The organism is Paenibacillus donghaensis, assembly GCF_002192415.1.
Taxonomy (GTDB): Bacteria; Bacillota; Bacilli; order Paenibacillales; family Paenibacillaceae; genus Paenibacillus_AQ; species Paenibacillus_AQ donghaensis.
Map to the genome: position 1 here is coordinate 4,511,660 of NZ_CP021780.1, position 16,933 is coordinate 4,528,592.

Genomic DNA, 16,933 nt, shown 5'->3' on the forward strand with positions numbered 1-16,933 from the left:
GTCCTAATTCCCAACATTCACATTAGCGCCACCGATACCAAGACTGTTCCCATATGCATCATGAGCATAGATATGAGTGGCATAAACCCCAGATTCATTGTTGTGCTTGTTGAACGAAATCCTCGCTTGCCATTTGTTAGAGCTTACACGTTCTCCTCGAATCCACTCTATGTCATCTTGTCCATTATTTAATGTCCACGCCGGGAACTCCACTAACGTTACATTCGAAGGTACTCCTTCAATAGATATGTCATAATATCCGCTGCTGACCTTTGCAGTGGTAGGCGCCTTTACAAGAGTTGAATGGGTAACATCGTACTCCCAAGCTCCAAGAAAATTGGTGTTATTAGAGTAGATATGAGTGATATATCTGCCAGTCTCTGAATTATGCTTGGAGTACACTACGGTACCTTTCCAGGCACCTTCTCCAATTTTGACACCCTGTATCCATTCCAGATCATCCTGTCCCTTGTTAGCTGTCCACGTAGGGAAATGTACACTCTGAATTTTAGGATCTATCCCATAAATAAAAACATCGTAGGATACTCCAGCGAGATCTATTTCTTTCGATCCTCCTGCTTCGCCTTTTACATTGACGTTTGTTCCCCCAAGTACTGAGGAGTTCCCATACTTGTCTGTTGCATAGATATGTGTCGCATATACTCCCGTATCGTAGTTATGTTTATTGAACGGGATTAGAATTCTCCAGGTGTTGTCCGTTATCCTCTCACCTTGGATCCATGGATTCTCCAGATCATCTTGGCCATTCTTCAAAGACCAGGTTGGAAAGCTAACTTCACTGACTGTGCTGCCTACTCCTTCTATCTTCACTTCATAGGGTCCATCTGCCATGGACACTTCTCTTGGAGACGTAATTTTCATCGTATCTTTTACTTCCGCATTGGCGTTAGCTATCATTTTTCCGTCGGCATACATATGAGTGATATATACTCCCTTTTCATAGCCATGCTTCGATAGGACGACGGTTGCTTTCCACACCCCTTCGGAAATCTTTTCTCCTAAGATCCATTCCACATCATCTTGATCACCCTGTTGAGTCCATGTAGGGAAATGTACCTGCTGTATCCCCTTGGAGACTCCTTTAAGATAGATATCATACGACTGTGCGGAACTACTAAAAACGTAGGGTTCTGAAGAGGTAGACTTGACTCGTTTGAGCAGGTTTCCATTCCTGTCATAGCTATAGTTCACCATCGAGTTATCTTTTAGAATTTCAGTCTCTAATCTCCCCCGGTTATAAATGTAAATGTTCTGCCGTTGGGAATGATCCCCTACATCCTTTAAGATATATCTTGAGTCTGTGCTTCCTTCCGCCAGCGCATGTGTACTATGACCGATTGCGATATACAAGAACAGTGAAAATAGTGTTACAACAGTTACTCTTATTTTTCGCACTAAATATGACTCCTTTTCACAGAATTAGTTATTATGGTTCAAATTAATCTCTTTTTTACCAAAGCACCATTGTTGTTGTACTCTAGCGAAACAATCTTCCCATCGGTTAATAGTATATATTTCAGCTCATTATTAGGACCATAATAATAACGAGAATTACCTTGAATGTCTTCTTTCCAGTTATCCTTATTCTTCACATATTGAACTTCCACACGGTCTATATCCAGATAAGCTTTTTCTTCACCTCCAACAGCAAATCTAATCTGTATAAACTTGGTCTTCCAATTAGGTTCTATCAAAATAGAATGGAAGTGCCATTTCCATGCACCGTTATTGACACTTCTGCTGCTCTGATTAATGATATTACCTTTGTCATCGGCTTCAATGATTATCATTTCTGCATGTCCGACTGGTAATGTATATTTCATAAAAGCACTTACCTCATATGACCATTGGCTGCTGACCATGTGTCGCCCCCATCGTTTCGTACATTTATAGTCACTGGATAAAAGTGCCCCTTTGCCATTGTCTCTGGAATGTTCTCTGAGATTACGGTCGCTTGATGGGCGGGGAGGGTATTCAGAACTTTGATTTCCATATTCACTGCTTCTCCAAACCATACGACATTCTCTTGAAGCATCTCCACTCCGAAACATAAGATCCAGCTACGGATGGAGCAGTCATGTTGAAATACAGAAACTGGATATGTTACTCCGGTTTTCATTGTTGAAGGGATCGTATGAGTAATAATGCTTGCTTCTTTTCCAGCTGCAAAAGCTGAATTACTCAAGAATGCCATGAAACAACTAACGTAAAGAAAAAAAGGTAACTTATTTTATTCGAGCTATTTCTGTTCATAATTCCTCCTAGTGAATTCCCAACTTTTACAATCATACGATATGGCCTTCAGAAGCGAAACATATGATATATGTCAATATTAAGTATTTTATATCTTTTCTTTTTTAATTTTATAGGATGATTACAAGAATGGATTGTTTTATAGTTTTACAATAGATAGACTATTGAAAAGAAAATCCACGTCTAAAGGAGACTAATATGAATAAAAGAGCATTATGTATGAGTCTATTTGCATTCTTAAGCATTATCTTTGTTATCTCTGAAGCAAGTGCAGAAAAATATCTGTATGACAGTAAAAATCAATTAATTGAGTTAACAACAACATACGGAACTGTGAAATATAGTTACGATTTGAATGGAAATAGGATAAAAACCAAATTAAATAACAATCTAATCAGCAATTCCAGTTTTGAAATCGATCAAAACATAGAAGGCGTAGCAGATGGATGGTCAGTACATATTGATCAAGGCATCATTGGAAAATACGATCTAACCACAGCGGTAGTATCGGAGGGGAAACAGGCGCAAATGATCTCAGCATCCTCCATTCCTAAATTGGGAAATGCGATGAATATTTGGCAGGAGTTTTCAGTTTCCGGAGGCAATCCTTACAATTTGAAAGGTAAAGTAAAGCTAGAAGGCATGAGTCGATCAAAGTTTTCGGTGATTCTCTTCTACTATGATTCTAATGGACAAATGATTGGCGGTATTACTCCTAATGAATTCACTCAAAATACTGCGGATTGGGTAACCATTAATGGAAACTTTGCTCCACCCAGTAACGCGGCTACAGTTCGACTCCATCTTCATCTTCATGCCATAGCTGCTAATGGAACTGGCACGGTCTATATCGACGGCCTATCAGCACGCAAGGGAGAAGTGACTAACCTGCTGTTTAACTCCCAATTTGAAGATGGGTTTAGCAACGCTGGTACGGCAGATGGATGGTCAGTACATATTGATCAAGGCATCATTGGAAAATACGATCTAACCACAGCGGTAGTATCGGAGGGGAAACAGGCGCAAATGATCTCAGCATCCTCCATTCCTAAATCGGGAAATGCGATGAATATTTGGCAGGAGTTTTTGGTTTCTGGAGGCAATCCTTACAATTTGAAAGGTAAAGTAAAGCTAGAAGGCATGAGTCGATCAAAGTTTTCGGTGATTCTCTTCTACTATGATTCTAATGGACAAATGATTGGCGGTATTACTCCTAATGAATTCACTCAAAATACTGCGGATTGGGTAACTTTTAATGGAAACTTTGCTCCACCCAGTAACGCGGCTACAGTTCGCATCCATCTTCATCTTCATGCCTCAGCAGATAAAGCATCAGGCAAAGTATATCTAGATGATTTCTCAATAAATAGAAATTGAAATTTCCAAATTCAATAAGAAAGAGGCCAAAAGGGTATTCCTTCTTGGCCATTACTTATTAACATAGTTTCTCTCTTATTAGATTCCCCTGTCGATTGCCCTTGGGTATGGCGGCTTGTTCTACTCCATTTATGGAATGGTGGTCAAGGTCAACACTCAGCAAGACCTCCGCCGTTATGCGATGCCGCACCGAGAAAGTCGAGGCTGGAAGGAACTCTACAACAAGCGAACCAGTGTAGAACGCTGCAACTCTTGAATGAAGAACTATTTAACCGCAGACCAACTGCATGTTTGGGGCATTCAAATTCAGACTTACCATTATTTTAATGCGATTTGCGCTGCTTGCTTCTGCGATAGCCGTATCGAGACAACGAGTCGCAACCGCCGCTTAAAATTTTAACCTTCCGTAAATTCCATTTACGCCTTGTTCTCTCAAAAAATTAATTATGAAAAATACTCGACTGAGAAAATATAATTTCAATTCCACCTCTCATCCGAAACCTTCGGGTGACCTAATAATACCCACAAATTCACATCATCATAGCCTATGATTTCTGCTTGAACTTGCAAGTCCTTATGCATATTTTTCTGTTTGGAGTTAGCGGCACATTCTTCATAATCAGCCAAACCCAAGGCACTGTATGCAGGGATATTTACGATCACACCTTGTGGATAAAAAACTTCGATGTACCCATTAACTATCGTTCCAGTCGGCAGGGTTTGTTTGATCTTTTGCCACAGCGGCTGCTGATCTTGATTAAGGGTCTGCCAGAGTTGCTCAAATTCTTCTCGCAAGATTCTTATGAAGTTCGGATCATTGATATCCAGGTCCTGATCTGACAGAAAGAACTCAAACTTCTTTTGATTAGATATCTTGCTCTCCTTGCCATCCTCCAGCAGCATCTGTCTAAAGGCCGTCCCCTCTTCATCCACTTCAAAATACCACGCTTGCCCATTGTTCTGATCCAATAAATAGATCAAAATTCTCCACTCCTCCACAATCATTCTTTTCCTATATACTGTCTGATAATCGGGGCGTCCGGCGGACTAAGATTTGTTGGATTTCCCTTTTAATGTTAACAGATACGAAAATGCTTCTTCTCTTTGGTTGTCGGCACTGTTATCAAATAGATAGTAATGTCCGTCATTGAAAAACAAATCACTAAAAAAAGGACTCTTGGCCTCATCCGTATCAAACCTGGCTATTCGAACCCCTGCGTTATTGCCTTGTGCTGCGGTTTCAATAAAATGATCCCATAATGGCTGATTGGCGATTACCTCGATATCCCGCATCACAAAATAACCATCTTCTTCATAGATTATTCCTCCTGAATTTAGCAGTTCCTTTATATATACGCTCTGGTACCTATGCACCTGTGTGAAGGCATTTAACTAATCTATGATGTAAGCTCGACTTCATAATAATAGTATATTACAAGTTCTGAAGACTAGTGCTGAATCTGAAATGAGACTAACTATCCAAATAAAAAAAAGCGTGTATCCAACTATCGAATACTCGCTTTTGTCGGGAGAATTACCTCTATCAGAAGATAACAAAAAAACAGGCCAATCATGGTGGGTTCTGACCATAATCAACCTGTTCGACGTAACATTATAACATTGGGTATCCACTATCAAAGTTTTTAAGAATTCAAACCCTATCATCAACGGGATTTAATTATTTTGGTTTTTTGCTCCCCACTCACATAACTCTTCCAGAACGGGTAATAGTGTTTCCGCTTTATCTGTGAGACTATACTCGACTTTAGGGGGAACCTGAGGATACTCTTTGCGCATCACCATACCATCCGCTTCCAATTCTTTAAGTTGTGAACTCAAGGTTTTATAAGTAATAGCTCCTATCTGTCTTTTCAGATCATTGAAGCGAACCGGTTGATTTTCTGCTAGGAGGTAAATAATAACCATCTTCCATTTACCACCGATGACTGACAATGTATAACCAAAAGGTGTGTCTTGAATATTTTTAACTTTACCTTTGTATTCAGCCATACTCATATTTATACTATCCTTTCTGATAGTACCTATCAAAAAAGTGCGTACTATATTTTTGTTTGCGTTCATTCTATACTAGCCTTACTTTGAAGTAAAGGAGAGAAAAAAAATGACGAATATCAAAACCTATAATCACGGTGTGGCATGGGAAGAAGGTAACGGCGTCACCCAAGGTTACAGCGTCAACGGCACCATCTACATTTCAGGACAATTCTCCCACGATATGGAGGGCGCGTTCGTTGGAGAGGGCGATATCGAGGCACAGACCCGGCAGACACTTGAGAATCTTGATCGCGTGCTGGCGGGATTTGGTGTTGCGAGGTCGAACCTCGCTTATGTGGAGATCTATCTGACACATGCGCAAGAGCATTCCGAGCCATGCATTCGGCTGTTCAAGGAATACATGGGACAACACCGGCCGGCCGGAAGTCTCATCGGCGTAACATACCTGGCGTCCCCTGAGCAACTGGTTGAAATTAGCGCGGTCGCACACACCGACTAACTCGGTCGAAGAAGTCCGGCATTTCAGGGCTGCTGGGGCTCCAAGCTGATAACACCAACAGCTTCTCGTTCTTACTGCCCGGCCATGAGTCCGTAACAGATTCAGCAGTAGTAATCTATGTAATCGTTGGTTGGTACACCTTCATCAGACTTTGAATTCTGTGTATTAGTTCATGTCTCACCTCTTGCGGGGCGAGACATTCGCACTTGTCACCGAAGCCGAGCAGCAGATTGTAGCCGAAGTCATCGGCAATAAAGGGGAACTGGGCGATAAACTGCTGATCTCCGTAAGGCTGGATGTTCTGGGTTCCACAATGATCCTGCACCCTATCAAGAATGGATTCGTCCATGAGCAATGTAATCTCTTTTTGCTTGGCTGCCATGCGGTCTGTGAAATCGGATAGCGCTACGGGCAGCTCCCTTTGCACAAAATGCTCCTCCAGAATCTCCAGTTCAGATATGCGGGCCAGCTTAAACAGACGGAAATCGCAGCGCTCCAGGCAGAAGGCGTGAAGGTACCAGTAATTATCCTTCAACACCAACCTATAGGGCTCGATCTTTCGCTCCGTTAGCCGGCCTTTTCGGTCAGATTACATGAAAGAGAGCAACACCCGTTCCTGCAAGGCCTTCTTCAGCAGAGGGAGTGCAGTTGTCACCTTGTGATTGCCCATCCAAGGCTTTAAATCAATGGTGATCTGACTGGATCTCAATTCAATTTCACGTACTTGCTCGTTGGGAAGAAGACTGGTCACTTTTGCCCGGGTGTGTACCCACTCCTCCTTGCCCAGCATTGAAGTCAGGCTTCCCAGTCCCATCAGAATGGCAGTCATGTCATCCGTGGTAAACAGTTTTTTGTCCAGCTTATATTCCTGCATGATCTGGAATCCGCCATTTATGCCCGGAGAAGATACCAATGGGATTCCTGCCTGACTAATCGAATCCATATCCCGGTAAATGGTACGCAGTGAAACCTCAAACATCTCAGCCAACGCTTTGGCGCTCATCGTTTTACGTTCCAGCAGTACCATAACAATCGAGAGAAGTCGGTCAATCTTCATCTTATCCCCCCCCTTTACTATAATCAATAATGAATTGTTGCCATATAGATGTCAATCACGCGTGATAAGATCTAAAGGTAAACAAGCACAGGTTTGTTAAGTCAGCTTGTGCCGCTAGTAAACCTTTAGGAGGCATAAAGAAATGAGCAGAAATACCATACAGGAATATACGCAGATTCTGGAGCACACCAACAGACTGGCCCTGGCGACAGCTATAGATCAGGTCCCGAATGTCCGAATTGTCAACTTTGTTTATGATGCAAGCCGCCCGGGTATTCTGTACTTCACTTCGGACCGCGACAATCGTAAGGTAACCGAGTTTACCCTTAATAATCAGGTGGCCTTTACAGTGATTCCGGAACAAGGGATTGCACACATCCGTTCTTCTCAGGCGGTCGTCCGCAAAAGCGACCTCACACTTGGTGAGATTAAGGAATTGTTCATTGCCAAGGTTCCCGGATATGATGAAACGCTCAAGGCTATTGGAGAAATGCTGGAGGTGTTTGAGATACAGATGAAAGAAGCCACCGTTGTAACTGGCTTTGATGAACCTGCGGTAGTGCATTTCTAGAACGCAGCAAAGCAGGCTAAAGATCCACCGATTTAAGTGCGAATCTGCATCTAATTTCCCGGAAAACTCTAGTGCAGCAGTCTACTCCGCCAGCGGGACCTAAGAAGTGGCGATTTGTTCAACTATAAGAGAATAAATGCATTTGCACAGCAAGAAAGCCGTCCCCACCGGGACGGCTCTCTTGCTGCAGGCTTACAGCCCGCAAGACCAGGCAACGCTATGAACTCCGCTTTCCCACGAGCAGATACCCGTCACATCACACAATGGGACAGCGGCTGGGCTCATTTATTGCGCAATCTGCTCGCGGATATTGGCCAGGATTTTTTTCTCCAGCCGGGAGACCTGGACCTGGGAGATGCCCAGGCGGCTGGCGACCTCGGACTGGGTCTGGTCGCGGTAGTAACGCAGGTAGACAATCAGGCGCTCGCGTTCGCTGAGCCCCCCGATGGCCTCATTCAGCGCCAGCTTGTCGAACCAGCGCTCCTGCGACTCATCCGCGATCTGGTCAATCAGCGTGATCGGGTCGCCGTCATTCTCGAATACGGTCTCGTGGATCGAGGTCGGCGGCTTGTTCGCTTCCTGGGCAAACACGATTTCTTCCGGTGTTACGCCCAGTGCCGCCGCAACCTCGCCGATGGTCGGGAGGCGGTCAAGCGTTTTGGACATCTCATCCTTCATCTTGCGGACCTTGTTCGCCATCTCCTTCAGCGAGCGGCTGACCTTGAGGGTTCCGTCGTCGCGCAGGAAACGTTGAATCTCGCCGATAATCATCGGCACCGCATAGGTGGAGAACTTGACCTCATAGCTGAGGTCGAATTTATCAACGGACTTCAGCAGTCCGATACAGCCGATCTGGAACAGATCGTCGGGCTCATATCCGCGGTTCATGAAGCGCTGCACCACCGACCAGACCAGCCGGATGTTGCAGTTGACCAGCGTGTCGCGGGCCAGATTATCTCCGGCCTGACTCAGCGCGATAAGACGTTTGACCTCCGCATCGTCCAAATAGGTCGGCGGAGCTTTTTTTGATTCGGCATCCATGGCTCCAACCCCTAATTGTATAAAGCTTTTTTCGACACGATAGTTTTCTTCATTGAAATGGAGGTGCCTCGTCCTGGTTCACTGGTGACTTCGAATTCATCCATGAAATTCTCCATAATCGTAAAACCCATGCCCGACCGCTCCAGCTCCGGCTTGGAGGTATACAACGGCTGCTGGGCCAGCTCCAGATCCTCAATGCCACGTCCCTGATCCTCGATGCTAAGATGGACGGTCTCGTTGTCAATGGATGCCGAGATGCGGACAACTCCTGCCGGATCACTGTCATATCCGTGAATAATGCAGTTGGTAACCGCTTCGGACACTACCGTCTTCAGATCATTCAGTTCTTCCATGGTAGGGTCCAGCCGGGATACAAAAGCGGCCACCACAACTCGTGCAAACGACTCATTCTCCGACAGTGCGGCAAACTGGACCTGCATGAAATTTCCGGCACTAGGGTTTGTCATAACGCAACCTCCAAATCCGAGAGTGCAGCGCTCTCGTCATCATATAGGGGCATGATTTTGAACAGGCCCGACATTTCTAGCAGACGCTTCACAGGTGCGGTGGCATCACAGACTGCCATTTTGCCGCCTTTGCTGCGGATCAGCTTGTACCTTCCCAGAATGACACCCAATCCCGAGCTGTCCATAAACTGCAGATGCTTCAGACTGAGCACCAGATGCTCCACCTGGCCCCGCATAATCGCTTCATCCATATCCATCCGTACATAATCGGCTGCGTGATGGTCCAACTCCCCGGATAACCGGACAATCAGCACACCCCGGTGATGCTCCATTTCCACATGAGAATTCATGCTTGCCACTCTCCTCTTCGTTGCTTTGAAAACCGCCCTTACATGCAATATCGATTCCCTTCAAGGACAAGCTTTCTACGCGGCAAATCAGGAATCCTGCTTCCCGACAAAACTAGAAGAAAACCCCTATGAATCTACAGATTACACAGGGGCAGCCAACAAAAACCTACGAATTAATCAACACCGAACAAAGAGCCTGCGGTTCGCTTGAACAGCTTCCACCAGCCTGCCTTCGCCACGTCTTCCCCAGCTTTCAGCTCGTATTCCTTCATTATAGTATTCCCCTGGTAGACGACCAATTTGCCGACCGTCTGGTCTGCAGTGACCGGAGCCTTCACATTTGGCGGCAGCACCAGCTCATGACGGACGCCCTCCTGGGTAATTCCTTTTTTGAGCAGAACACTGTAGGTTTCCTTAGCCACCAGCGGCAGCGCCGATTTCACACCCTTCTCAATCTTCACGGTGCCGAGGGTATCCCCCGTCTTGTGGATCGTATGCACCTTGTATTGGGAAAAGAGATAGTCGAACATACCCGACACCTCGCTGTTGCGGGTCTTCGTATTTGGCTCACCGAGCACAACAGCTACCGCACGCATACCATCTCTGGCCGCTGTGGCGGACAAGCAGAACTTGGCTTCAGCCGTATAACCCGTCTTCAGTCCGTCCGCTCCGGTGTAGAAACGCACCAGCTTGTTCGTGTTGACCAGCCAGAACGGCTTCGGCGAATCTTTGCGCAGATAATCCTGATAGGAACCGGTGTATTTAATAATGCGCTCATGCTTCAACAGCTCCCGGCTCATCACCGCGATATCGTAGGCAGAGGAATAATGGTTGTCCGCAGGCAAGCCGTTGCAATTGGCGAAATGGGTGTCCTTCAGTCCCAGCTCCCCCACCTTTGCATTCATCTGATCGACAAAAGCGCTCTCCGACCCTGCAATTTTCTCCGCGATCGCTACGGAAGCGTCATTACCCGAAGCCATCGCGATCCCCTTCAGCATCTCATCGACCGTCATTTCTTCGCCCGGCTCGAGGAAAATCTGTGAACCGCCCATCGAGGCGGCATATTCACTCGTGCGCACCTTGTCGGTCAGCTGCAGTCGTCCTTCATCCAGCGCCTCTACAATCAGCAGCATAGTCATGACCTTGGTGATACTGGCGGGAGGCAGCTTGTCATGGCTGTTCTTCTCATAAATCACGGTGCCGGTACCGGCATCCATCAGGATGGCGGAGCGTGCGCCCGGAGCGAGGTCTGCGGCAGCAGCCTTAGCCGGGGTTTTGCCCTTCTCTTCGGCGTGAACGCCGGACAGTGGACCAATTACAGCGATAACCATACACAATACAAGCATAGCATAACGCATTTTCCTCACAATGGTTCCCCTCCTGAACGTTAACCTTATATCACAGGTACTGTTTCCAGTTTCGTCAGAAAGGGTGGAAAATATTCCATATCACGGTAAAAAAATAGCGCCTACTCCCGCCCCGTCAGTCCCGGACGCGCAGACGCCGGCTTCCCATAGCTCACGGCAGGGCGGCGGCCGCCGTTATGGCCCAGATACAACTTCGACAGCAGCGGGAATCGCCCCACTCCCGCAGCGACAAGCAGCGGCAGACCTACGCCCAGCAAGGTAAATGGAACCAGTCCATAGTCGACCCCGAAGAGATGCTTCAGCGCATAATTGACCGGCAGATGCAGATACATAATCGTGATCGTATTGCGTCCCAGGTTGCCCAGACTGGACATCGGCCGCGGCAGCCGCTTCGACAGCAGGTAGACGGCGGCGCAGATCGTCAGCGAGATCACAACAGGGATCAGCAGGTCCAGCACCAGCGCGTCATACTCTTTATATTTCAGATTGAGGCTGTAGCTGATCACTCCAGCACCCTGCAGCCAGAACAGTCCGCTACTTAGCACAAGCAGGAGTGGCAATGCGGCAGAGCTGGCAATTAGGCGTGGGATCGTTTTTTTGCCATAGTAGCCTATAGCGTAGTAGGTTAGGGCCAGGAGAGACACATCCATATTCCAGGGGAGATTGTAGGTGCGTAAGAAGGTAAGGGAGATCAGGTGGGCCAGCAGGTAGCAGGCGGTGATGATGGTGATTTGGGTACGCAGCGAGAATCGCAGGATATAACCGAACAGCAATTGAGTAACCAGCAGGCAGGTAATGAACCAGAATACGCCATACGGACCGGTCAGCGACAATCCTCCATACAGGAGCCTGGCGATATTCTCGGCAAACAGCTTCAGATTCAGGTTCGTCACAAGCAAGATCACAGTCAGCAGCAATCCGTAGGCAAAATAAGGCGTCATCAGCCCCCGCGTCCGTTTCGCAGCCCATCCGAGGTATCGCCCCGGGTCCACCGGTTTGAAGACCATCCCGCTAAGCAGGAAAAAGAGCGGCATTCGGAACCATGACAGATACAGATTAGCTGCACCGTCACCGGAATGTCCCATCACGACAAAAATAATGCTTAGGCCTTTGGCGGCATCCATCCACAGTTCACGCGGTTTCTCCATTCATTCTCCAACTCCTCCAGGTTCCTGTCTCTTTTTGTCCTTCATTATAGGAGAGCTTGGACAGTATTTCAAACTCAAACTGGTTCTGCCCGGAATAATCCTACCTCGGCCCTAGGCCTGTCCATTCCCCTTATGGTACCTAGAAAAACAGCCCCGCCGCCCTATGGGAAGGGCGGCGGGGAGGTTCAAAACCAAAATCAGTTTAAAGGCGAACACTGCCGTTTCTTCAGATTCCCGCAGGGCCCTCCGCTCTGTTCACACTTCTAGTCAACCACTGATTTTTAGATTTAGCCCGCCCGGGGGTGCGGGAACAATTTTAGGGGATTTATCCCTTATTTTTTGCTCGAACAGGGCTGTCGGAGCAATTTTAGGGGATTTATCCCTTATTTTTTACTCGTACAGGGCTGCCGGAGCAATTTTAGGGGATTTATCCCTTATTTTTTGCTCGAACAGGGCTGTCAGAGCAATTTTAGGGGATTTATCCCTTATTTTTTGCTCGAACAGGGCTGTCAGAGCAATTTTAGGGGATTTATCCCTTACTTTTTACTCGCACAGGGCTGCGGGATCAAATTTAGGGGATTTATCCCTTATTTTTCGCTCGCACAGGGCTGTCGGAGCAATTTTAGGGGATTTATCCCTTATTTTTTACTCGTACAGGGCTGCGGGAACGAATTTAGGGGATTTATCCCTTATTTTTCACTCGCACAGGGCTGCCGGAGCGAATTTAGGGGATTTATCCCTTATTTTTCGCTCGCAACAGCACCCATGGAGTAATTCAAAGGCCTTTTGGCCTCTCAAATCGCTATTCGGTGCTCGACGGAGTAATTAAGCCCATGTTACTCAAATGCAGGCGCAAGAGTCGGTATAGGCTGCATTGTGTGACTATAAACAGTAAGTGTTGCGTAGACATTCAAGCGATACAATGAGCGGCCATTTCACCTTTCGGTGCTCATGGAGTAATTAAGCCCATGTTACTCAAGTGCAGGCGCAAGAGTCGGTATAGGCTGCATTGTGTGACAATAGACAGCAAGTGTTACCTACACGTTTCCACCCATCCACTTCGTACGCACATTACACCAAACGCATATAAGCACTTAGAGTAACTATTCTCCGGGTATTGGCCAATTCTCCCAAGTATCCAGGCTGATTTCCGTGGTGTTCTGGCCTATTCACAGGTCAACGCACCTTCAATCCCACCAATGCCTATTCATCCTATTCATTGCATTCTTACTTCAAGCCCCACTGCCACTTAATACAAGTGGCACGAGACCTGGTGTCCCGACTCCAGCTCGCGAAGCACCGGCTCCTCGCTGCGGCAACGGTCCATCGCAAACGGGCAGCGCGGATGGAATGCACAGCCGGACGGCGGCGTCTCCGGGTTCGGCACATCGCCGGTCAGCACAATCCGGGTCTTCTTCAGCTCCGGATTCGGCACCGGCACCGCAGACATCAGCGCCTTCGTGTAGGGATGCTGCGGATTGGCGAACAGCTCCTTAGTCGGAGCCAACTCCACAATCCGCCCCAGATACATCACAGCAACCCGGTCACTGATGAACTTGACCACGGACAGGTCGTGCGAGATGAACATATACGTCAGGCCGTATTGCTGCTGCAGATCCTGCATCAGGTTCAGCACCTGGGCCTGAATCGACACGTCCAGCGCCGATACCGGCTCATCGCAGACGATGAACTTCGGATTGAGCGCGAGCGCGCGGGCAATCCCGATCCGCTGGCGCTGACCGCCGGAGAATTCATGCGGGAAACGTCCCGCCTGGTAAGGCGACAAGCCCACAACCTCCATCAGCTGGGCGACCCGGTTCTTCAGCTCGCTGTTCGCAGCCGATTCATGGGTGCGCATCGGCTCCTCGAGGATGCGCTGCACAGTCCAGCGCGGGTCCAGCGAAGCATACGGGTCCTGGAACACCATCTGCATATCGGTGCGGAACCGCCGCAGCTGTTCGGGATTCAGGCTGCGCACATCCGTCCCATTGAAGCGGATCTCGCCTTCCGTCGGCTCAATCAGCCGTAGAATGGCCCGCCCCGTGGTTGACTTGCCACAGCCGGATTCGCCCACTACTGCAAGCGTCTCCCCCTGTTCCACACTTAAGGTAATTCCGTCAACGGCTTTGACTGCGCCGACCTGCTTCGAGAATAAGCCTTTGCGGATCGGATAATGTTTCTTCAGGTTGGTGACCTCTAGGATAGCACTCATATGATTCCCTCCTGTTGCAGCAGACAGCGGCAGCTGTGGCCTGGTTCAACCTCCAGCAGCTCCGGCTGCACGGTCTCGCAGCGGTCAATCTTCACCGGACAGCGCGGGGCGAACCGGCAGCCCGGAGGCAGCTGAGCCGGATTCGGCACCTGGCCTGGGATCGAGGTCAGCCGTTCGTTCTCTCCGGCAAGCTGGGGCAAGGAAGCCAGCAGCCCCCGAGTATAGGGATGCAGCGGCTTTTTGTACAACGTCTTAACATCCGTCTCCTCCACGATCTGACCGGCATACATGATCACTACCCGGTCGCACATTTCCGCGACTACACCCAGATCATGAGTGATCATCAGGATCGACATGCCCTCCTTCTGCTGCAAATCACGCATCAGATCCAGAATCTGCGCCTGGATGGTAACGTCCAGCGCCGTGGTTGGCTCATCGGCAATCAGCAGCTGCGGATTGCAGACCATCGCCATCGCAATCATCACGCGCTGGCGCATCCCGCCGGACAGCTGGTGGGCGTATTGCTGAGCGATTTTCTCCGGACGGGGAATGCCTACCTTGCGCAGCATCTCTACCGCACGCTCGGCGGCTTCCTTCTTGCCCAGCTTCAGATGGAAGCGGGCCGATTCCGAGATCTGCCGCCCGATTTTGAACACGGGGTTGAGCGATGTCATCGGTTCCTGAAAAATCATCGCGATCCGGTTGCCGCGAATATCCCGCACCTCATCGGCTGACATATCCAGCATATTCCGGCCTTCAAAACTGATCTTTCCCTCCGCAATCCGGCTGATCCGTTTAGGCAGCAGCTGCATAATCGACAGTGAGGTGATGCTTTTGCCGCAGCCGGATTCGCCTACAATACCAAGCGTTTCGCCCTTGCGTACAGACAGGCTGATGCCGTCCACCGCCCGGATGGTGCCCGCATCCGTCACGAATTCCGTGCGCAGCCCGGAAACTTCGAGCAATTCTTCCATCCTGATCCCTCCTCTAGAACGTGAACTTAAGAATGTTACAGTTCATCTTATATAACGATTAGTTGTGTTGCCCGCCTTCAACGCCCAGATACTTCAGTGCGGTCAAGGCATATACTTTAGCCGATTGGATAATCTGCCATACCGGCGCTTTTTCATTAAAATTATGGATCGTAGACAGCTCAGCCGGGCCATATTGCAGCACCGGAATCTGGTGTGTACGGAAATGACGCGCGTCGCTGGACGCCCATTGCAGCACGCCGTAAGCGTCCTCGCCGCTCACTTCGCTAATGCTCTCCACCAGATCGCTGACAATCGGCTCCTCGGTGGAGGTCCAGTTGGCGTTGCCCTGGAAGCCGAACCCTTTGACCTCCGATTCGATGCCCGCTTCCAGCAGCAGAGAGCTGGCCCGCTCCAGCACGGTGCGGTAATCCACGCCAAACGGCACACGTGAATCGACCTGGATCGTACAGCGGTCAGCGACCACATTCACCTTGGTTCCACCCTGGATCGTCCCGATGTTGACGGTGACATGATCGAACACCTGATAGGCGGTATCGCCGTACTCCTCGCGCTCTTTCACATATTCCTGCGAGATGCGGATAATCTCCTTCACCTCTTCCGGGAGGTCGGCCTTGATATCCCATAGCCGCTGGAGTGCTTCAATCCCTTTGGCTGCCTTGACAATCGCACTGTCGCCCACTATAGGCTGCAGGCTGCCGTGGCCCGGCGTGCCTTCGACGGTGAACTCGAACCAGCAGCTGCCCTTCTGGCCAATGGTCGGGTTCTGCGGGCCGGAGGGCTCGGCGATCACAGCGGCGGTGCCTGTAATCAGACCACGCTCCAGCACCCACGGCACACCCAGGTGGCCGCCGGTCTCTTCGTCCGGCACAATCAGCAGAGCGAGCTCGCCGCTCAGTGGAACACCCAGCTTCGCCAGCAGCGCTGTTGCGAAGATCAGCCCGGCCAGTCCGGCTTTCATGTCCGAAGCGCCCCGTCCCAGCATATATCCATCCTTGATCTCGCCGCAGAACGGATCGAAATCCCAGCGCGATCGGTCACCGGCAGGCACCACATCCGTATGGCCGCAGAAGATCAGCTTGCGGTCCGCGCCAGCGCCAGTCCCGCCTTTACCTTCCAGCGTGGAGACCAGATTCAGCATCGTATCCGTTGCTAGATGCACCTCAGTGCCAATACCCGCTTCTTTCAGATAATTGATAATAAATGCGCTAATCTCGCGGGAATCTCCTTCCGGGTTCTCCGACGGGAATTGAATCAGTCGGCTGCACAGCTCCAGCAGCTCGTCCTGCTGCTCATCAATAGCTTCCAGTACCTTGGCTTTCCAGTCTATCATTAGTATCGGCTCCTTTGGACGGTGAATATTTCCAACCGCCATGCTCTGAATTTGCAAGTATAAACGGCTTAGCCGTCCTCGCAAAGCGTATGCTCCCGAAGCAGCGATACTACGTATCGCTTTCAGGCATCCGCTTCTGCGGGAAATAGAAGGATAATTTATTGCGAATAGCCTATTTCTAATTTTAAAAAGAGGGACAAGGGCCTCTCCGCCCTGTCCGCTCTTTTTG

At 48.9% G+C, this 16,933-nt stretch carries 18 protein-coding genes and 2 pseudogenes; 4 read left to right on the forward strand and 16 right to left on the reverse strand.

What is annotated here, in order from left to right; genetic code table 11:
* Positions 1-3: 3 nt before the first annotated feature.
* Both B9T62_RS20745 and B9T62_RS20750 read right to left on the reverse strand, forming a co-directional pair.
* Positions 4-1,416 (reverse strand): GBS Bsp-like repeat-containing protein, encoded by a 1,413-nt coding sequence (locus B9T62_RS20745; protein ID WP_245863941.1) that lies wholly within the window; start codon positions 1,414-1,416, stop codon positions 4-6.
* A 38-nt stretch (positions 1,417-1,454) separates the two neighbouring features.
* The gene (locus tag B9T62_RS20750; RefSeq protein ID WP_157793945.1) at positions 1,455-1,883 is read right to left on the reverse strand and encodes a hypothetical protein; all 429 of its coding nucleotides are present in this window, start codon (positions 1,881-1,883) and stop codon (positions 1,455-1,457) included.
* A 589-nt stretch (positions 1,884-2,472) separates the two neighbouring features.
* On the opposite strand from B9T62_RS20750, the gene B9T62_RS20760 reads away from it, so the two are divergent.
* Together B9T62_RS20760 and B9T62_RS41840 are read left to right on the forward strand one after the other, a co-directional pair.
* Positions 2,473-3,651, forward strand: coding sequence for a carbohydrate binding domain-containing protein (locus B9T62_RS20760; RefSeq protein ID WP_087917042.1), 1,179 nt, complete (start codon positions 2,473-2,475; stop codon positions 3,649-3,651).
* 98 nt (positions 3,652-3,749) lie between these two features.
* Positions 3,750-4,043: pseudogene (locus tag B9T62_RS41840) on the forward strand (transposase); the annotation flags it as partial.
* Positions 4,044-4,128: 85 nt separating this feature from the next.
* Here B9T62_RS41840 and B9T62_RS20770 read toward each other — a convergent pair.
* The 3 genes from B9T62_RS20770 to B9T62_RS20780 form a co-directional block, all read right to left on the reverse strand.
* Complete coding sequence (locus tag B9T62_RS20770) at positions 4,129-4,632, reverse strand: hypothetical protein (protein WP_087917043.1); 504 nt, start codon at positions 4,630-4,632, stop codon at positions 4,129-4,131.
* A gap of 66 nt (positions 4,633-4,698) precedes the next feature.
* Complete coding sequence (locus B9T62_RS20775; protein ID WP_169834418.1) at positions 4,699-4,947, reverse strand: hypothetical protein; 249 nt, start codon at positions 4,945-4,947, stop codon at positions 4,699-4,701.
* A gap of 378 nt (positions 4,948-5,325) precedes the next feature.
* Positions 5,326-5,667 (reverse strand): winged helix-turn-helix transcriptional regulator, encoded by a 342-nt coding sequence (locus B9T62_RS20780; RefSeq protein ID WP_087917045.1) that lies wholly within the window; start codon positions 5,665-5,667, stop codon positions 5,326-5,328.
* Between the two features lie 106 nt (positions 5,668-5,773).
* Between B9T62_RS20780 and B9T62_RS20785 the strand changes: the two genes are divergently transcribed.
* Positions 5,774-6,166 (forward strand): RidA family protein, encoded by a 393-nt coding sequence (locus B9T62_RS20785; protein ID WP_087917046.1) that lies wholly within the window; start codon positions 5,774-5,776, stop codon positions 6,164-6,166.
* 115 nt (positions 6,167-6,281) lie between these two features.
* On the opposite strand, the gene B9T62_RS42015 is transcribed toward B9T62_RS20785, so the two are convergent.
* The 3 genes and pseudogenes from B9T62_RS42015 to B9T62_RS40770 all read right to left on the reverse strand — a co-directional run bounded on the left by B9T62_RS42015 (position 6,282) and on the right by B9T62_RS40770 (position 7,223).
* On the reverse strand, positions 6,282-6,548 hold the full coding sequence (locus B9T62_RS42015; RefSeq protein WP_483869958.1) for a WCX domain-containing protein: 267 nt from the start codon (positions 6,546-6,548) through the stop codon (positions 6,282-6,284).
* Positions 6,549-6,620: 72 nt separating this feature from the next.
* Positions 6,621-6,737: pseudogene (locus B9T62_RS42020) on the reverse strand (WYL domain-containing protein); the annotation flags it as partial.
* Positions 6,738-6,755: 18 nt separating this feature from the next.
* The gene (locus B9T62_RS40770; protein ID WP_245863945.1) at positions 6,756-7,223 is read right to left on the reverse strand and encodes a helix-turn-helix transcriptional regulator; all 468 of its coding nucleotides are present in this window, start codon (positions 7,221-7,223) and stop codon (positions 6,756-6,758) included.
* A gap of 142 nt (positions 7,224-7,365) precedes the next feature.
* Between B9T62_RS40770 and B9T62_RS20795 the strand changes: the two genes are divergently transcribed.
* A complete protein-coding gene (locus B9T62_RS20795) occupies positions 7,366-7,794 on the forward strand; it encodes a pyridoxamine 5'-phosphate oxidase family protein (protein WP_087917047.1) in 429 nt (142 codons plus the stop codon).
* A gap of 285 nt (positions 7,795-8,079) precedes the next feature.
* Here B9T62_RS20795 and sigF read toward each other — a convergent pair whose 3' ends face one another.
* The 8 genes from sigF to B9T62_RS20835 form a co-directional block, all read right to left on the reverse strand.
* The gene (gene sigF, locus B9T62_RS20800) at positions 8,080-8,835 is read right to left on the reverse strand and encodes an RNA polymerase sporulation sigma factor SigF (RefSeq protein ID WP_087917048.1); all 756 of its coding nucleotides are present in this window, start codon (positions 8,833-8,835) and stop codon (positions 8,080-8,082) included.
* A gap of 11 nt (positions 8,836-8,846) precedes the next feature.
* On the reverse strand, positions 8,847-9,302 hold the full coding sequence (spoIIAB, locus tag B9T62_RS20805) for an anti-sigma F factor (RefSeq protein WP_087917049.1): 456 nt from the start codon (positions 9,300-9,302) through the stop codon (positions 8,847-8,849).
* On the reverse strand, positions 9,299-9,652 hold the full coding sequence (spoIIAA, locus tag B9T62_RS20810; RefSeq protein ID WP_087917050.1) for an anti-sigma F factor antagonist: 354 nt from the start codon (positions 9,650-9,652) through the stop codon (positions 9,299-9,301). The genes spoIIAB and spoIIAA overlap by 4 nt, the downstream gene beginning before the upstream one ends.
* A gap of 173 nt (positions 9,653-9,825) precedes the next feature.
* Positions 9,826-10,983 carry a D-alanyl-D-alanine carboxypeptidase family protein gene (locus B9T62_RS20815; RefSeq protein WP_211296519.1) on the reverse strand — a complete coding sequence of 386 codons (1,158 nt, stop codon included), beginning with the start codon at positions 10,981-10,983 and terminating at the stop codon, positions 9,826-9,828.
* 137 nt (positions 10,984-11,120) lie between these two features.
* On the reverse strand, positions 11,121-12,167 hold the full coding sequence (locus tag B9T62_RS20820) for an acyltransferase family protein (RefSeq protein WP_087917051.1): 1,047 nt from the start codon (positions 12,165-12,167) through the stop codon (positions 11,121-11,123).
* A 1,249-nt stretch (positions 12,168-13,416) separates the two neighbouring features.
* Positions 13,417-14,379 (reverse strand): ABC transporter ATP-binding protein, encoded by a 963-nt coding sequence (locus B9T62_RS20825; protein ID WP_087917052.1) that lies wholly within the window; start codon positions 14,377-14,379, stop codon positions 13,417-13,419.
* On the reverse strand, positions 14,376-15,353 hold the full coding sequence (locus tag B9T62_RS20830) for an ABC transporter ATP-binding protein (RefSeq protein WP_087917053.1): 978 nt from the start codon (positions 15,351-15,353) through the stop codon (positions 14,376-14,378). Before B9T62_RS20830 ends, B9T62_RS20825 begins: the two co-directional genes overlap by 4 nt.
* Before the next feature lie 58 nt (positions 15,354-15,411).
* Positions 15,412-16,704: a M20 family metallopeptidase gene (locus tag B9T62_RS20835; protein ID WP_087917054.1), complete on the reverse strand. Its 1,293-nt coding sequence runs from the start codon at positions 16,702-16,704 to the stop codon at positions 15,412-15,414.
* Positions 16,705-16,933 lie beyond the last annotated feature (229 nt).

Bases quoted from the DNA above. Each gene is read 5' to 3' on its own strand.
- B9T62_RS20795 (WP_087917047.1), top strand. From the start codon at position 7,366: ATGAGCAGAAATACCATACAGGAATATACGCAGATTCTGGAGCACACC.
- B9T62_RS42015 (WP_483869958.1), bottom strand. From the start codon at position 6,548: ATGGCAGCCAAGCAAAAAGAGATTACATTGCTCATGGACGAATCCATT.
- B9T62_RS20815 (WP_211296519.1), bottom strand. From the start codon at position 10,983: ATGGTTATCGCTGTAATTGGTCCACTGTCCGGCGTTCACGCCGAAGAG.
- spoIIAB (WP_087917049.1), bottom strand. From the start codon at position 9,302: ATGACAAACCCTAGTGCCGGAAATTTCATGCAGGTCCAGTTTGCCGCA.
- sigF (WP_087917048.1), bottom strand. From the start codon at position 8,835: ATGGATGCCGAATCAAAAAAAGCTCCGCCGACCTATTTGGACGATGCG.
- B9T62_RS20835 (WP_087917054.1), bottom strand. From the start codon at position 16,704: ATGATAGACTGGAAAGCCAAGGTACTGGAAGCTATTGATGAGCAGCAG.
- B9T62_RS20760 (WP_087917042.1), top strand. From the start codon at position 2,473: ATGAATAAAAGAGCATTATGTATGAGTCTATTTGCATTCTTAAGCATT.
- B9T62_RS40770 (WP_245863945.1), bottom strand. From the start codon at position 7,223: ATGAAGATTGACCGACTTCTCTCGATTGTTATGGTACTGCTGGAACGT.
- B9T62_RS20750 (WP_157793945.1), bottom strand. From the start codon at position 1,883: ATGGTCAGCAGCCAATGGTCATATGAGGTAAGTGCTTTTATGAAATAT.
- B9T62_RS20785 (WP_087917046.1), top strand. From the start codon at position 5,774: ATGACGAATATCAAAACCTATAATCACGGTGTGGCATGGGAAGAAGGT.
- B9T62_RS20830 (WP_087917053.1), bottom strand. From the start codon at position 15,353: ATGGAAGAATTGCTCGAAGTTTCCGGGCTGCGCACGGAATTCGTGACG.
- B9T62_RS20780 (WP_087917045.1), bottom strand. From the start codon at position 5,667: ATGAGTATGGCTGAATACAAAGGTAAAGTTAAAAATATTCAAGACACA.
- B9T62_RS20825 (WP_087917052.1), bottom strand. From the start codon at position 14,379: ATGAGTGCTATCCTAGAGGTCACCAACCTGAAGAAACATTATCCGATC.
- spoIIAA (WP_087917050.1), bottom strand. From the start codon at position 9,652: ATGAATTCTCATGTGGAAATGGAGCATCACCGGGGTGTGCTGATTGTC.
- B9T62_RS20820 (WP_087917051.1), bottom strand. From the start codon at position 12,167: ATGGAGAAACCGCGTGAACTGTGGATGGATGCCGCCAAAGGCCTAAGC.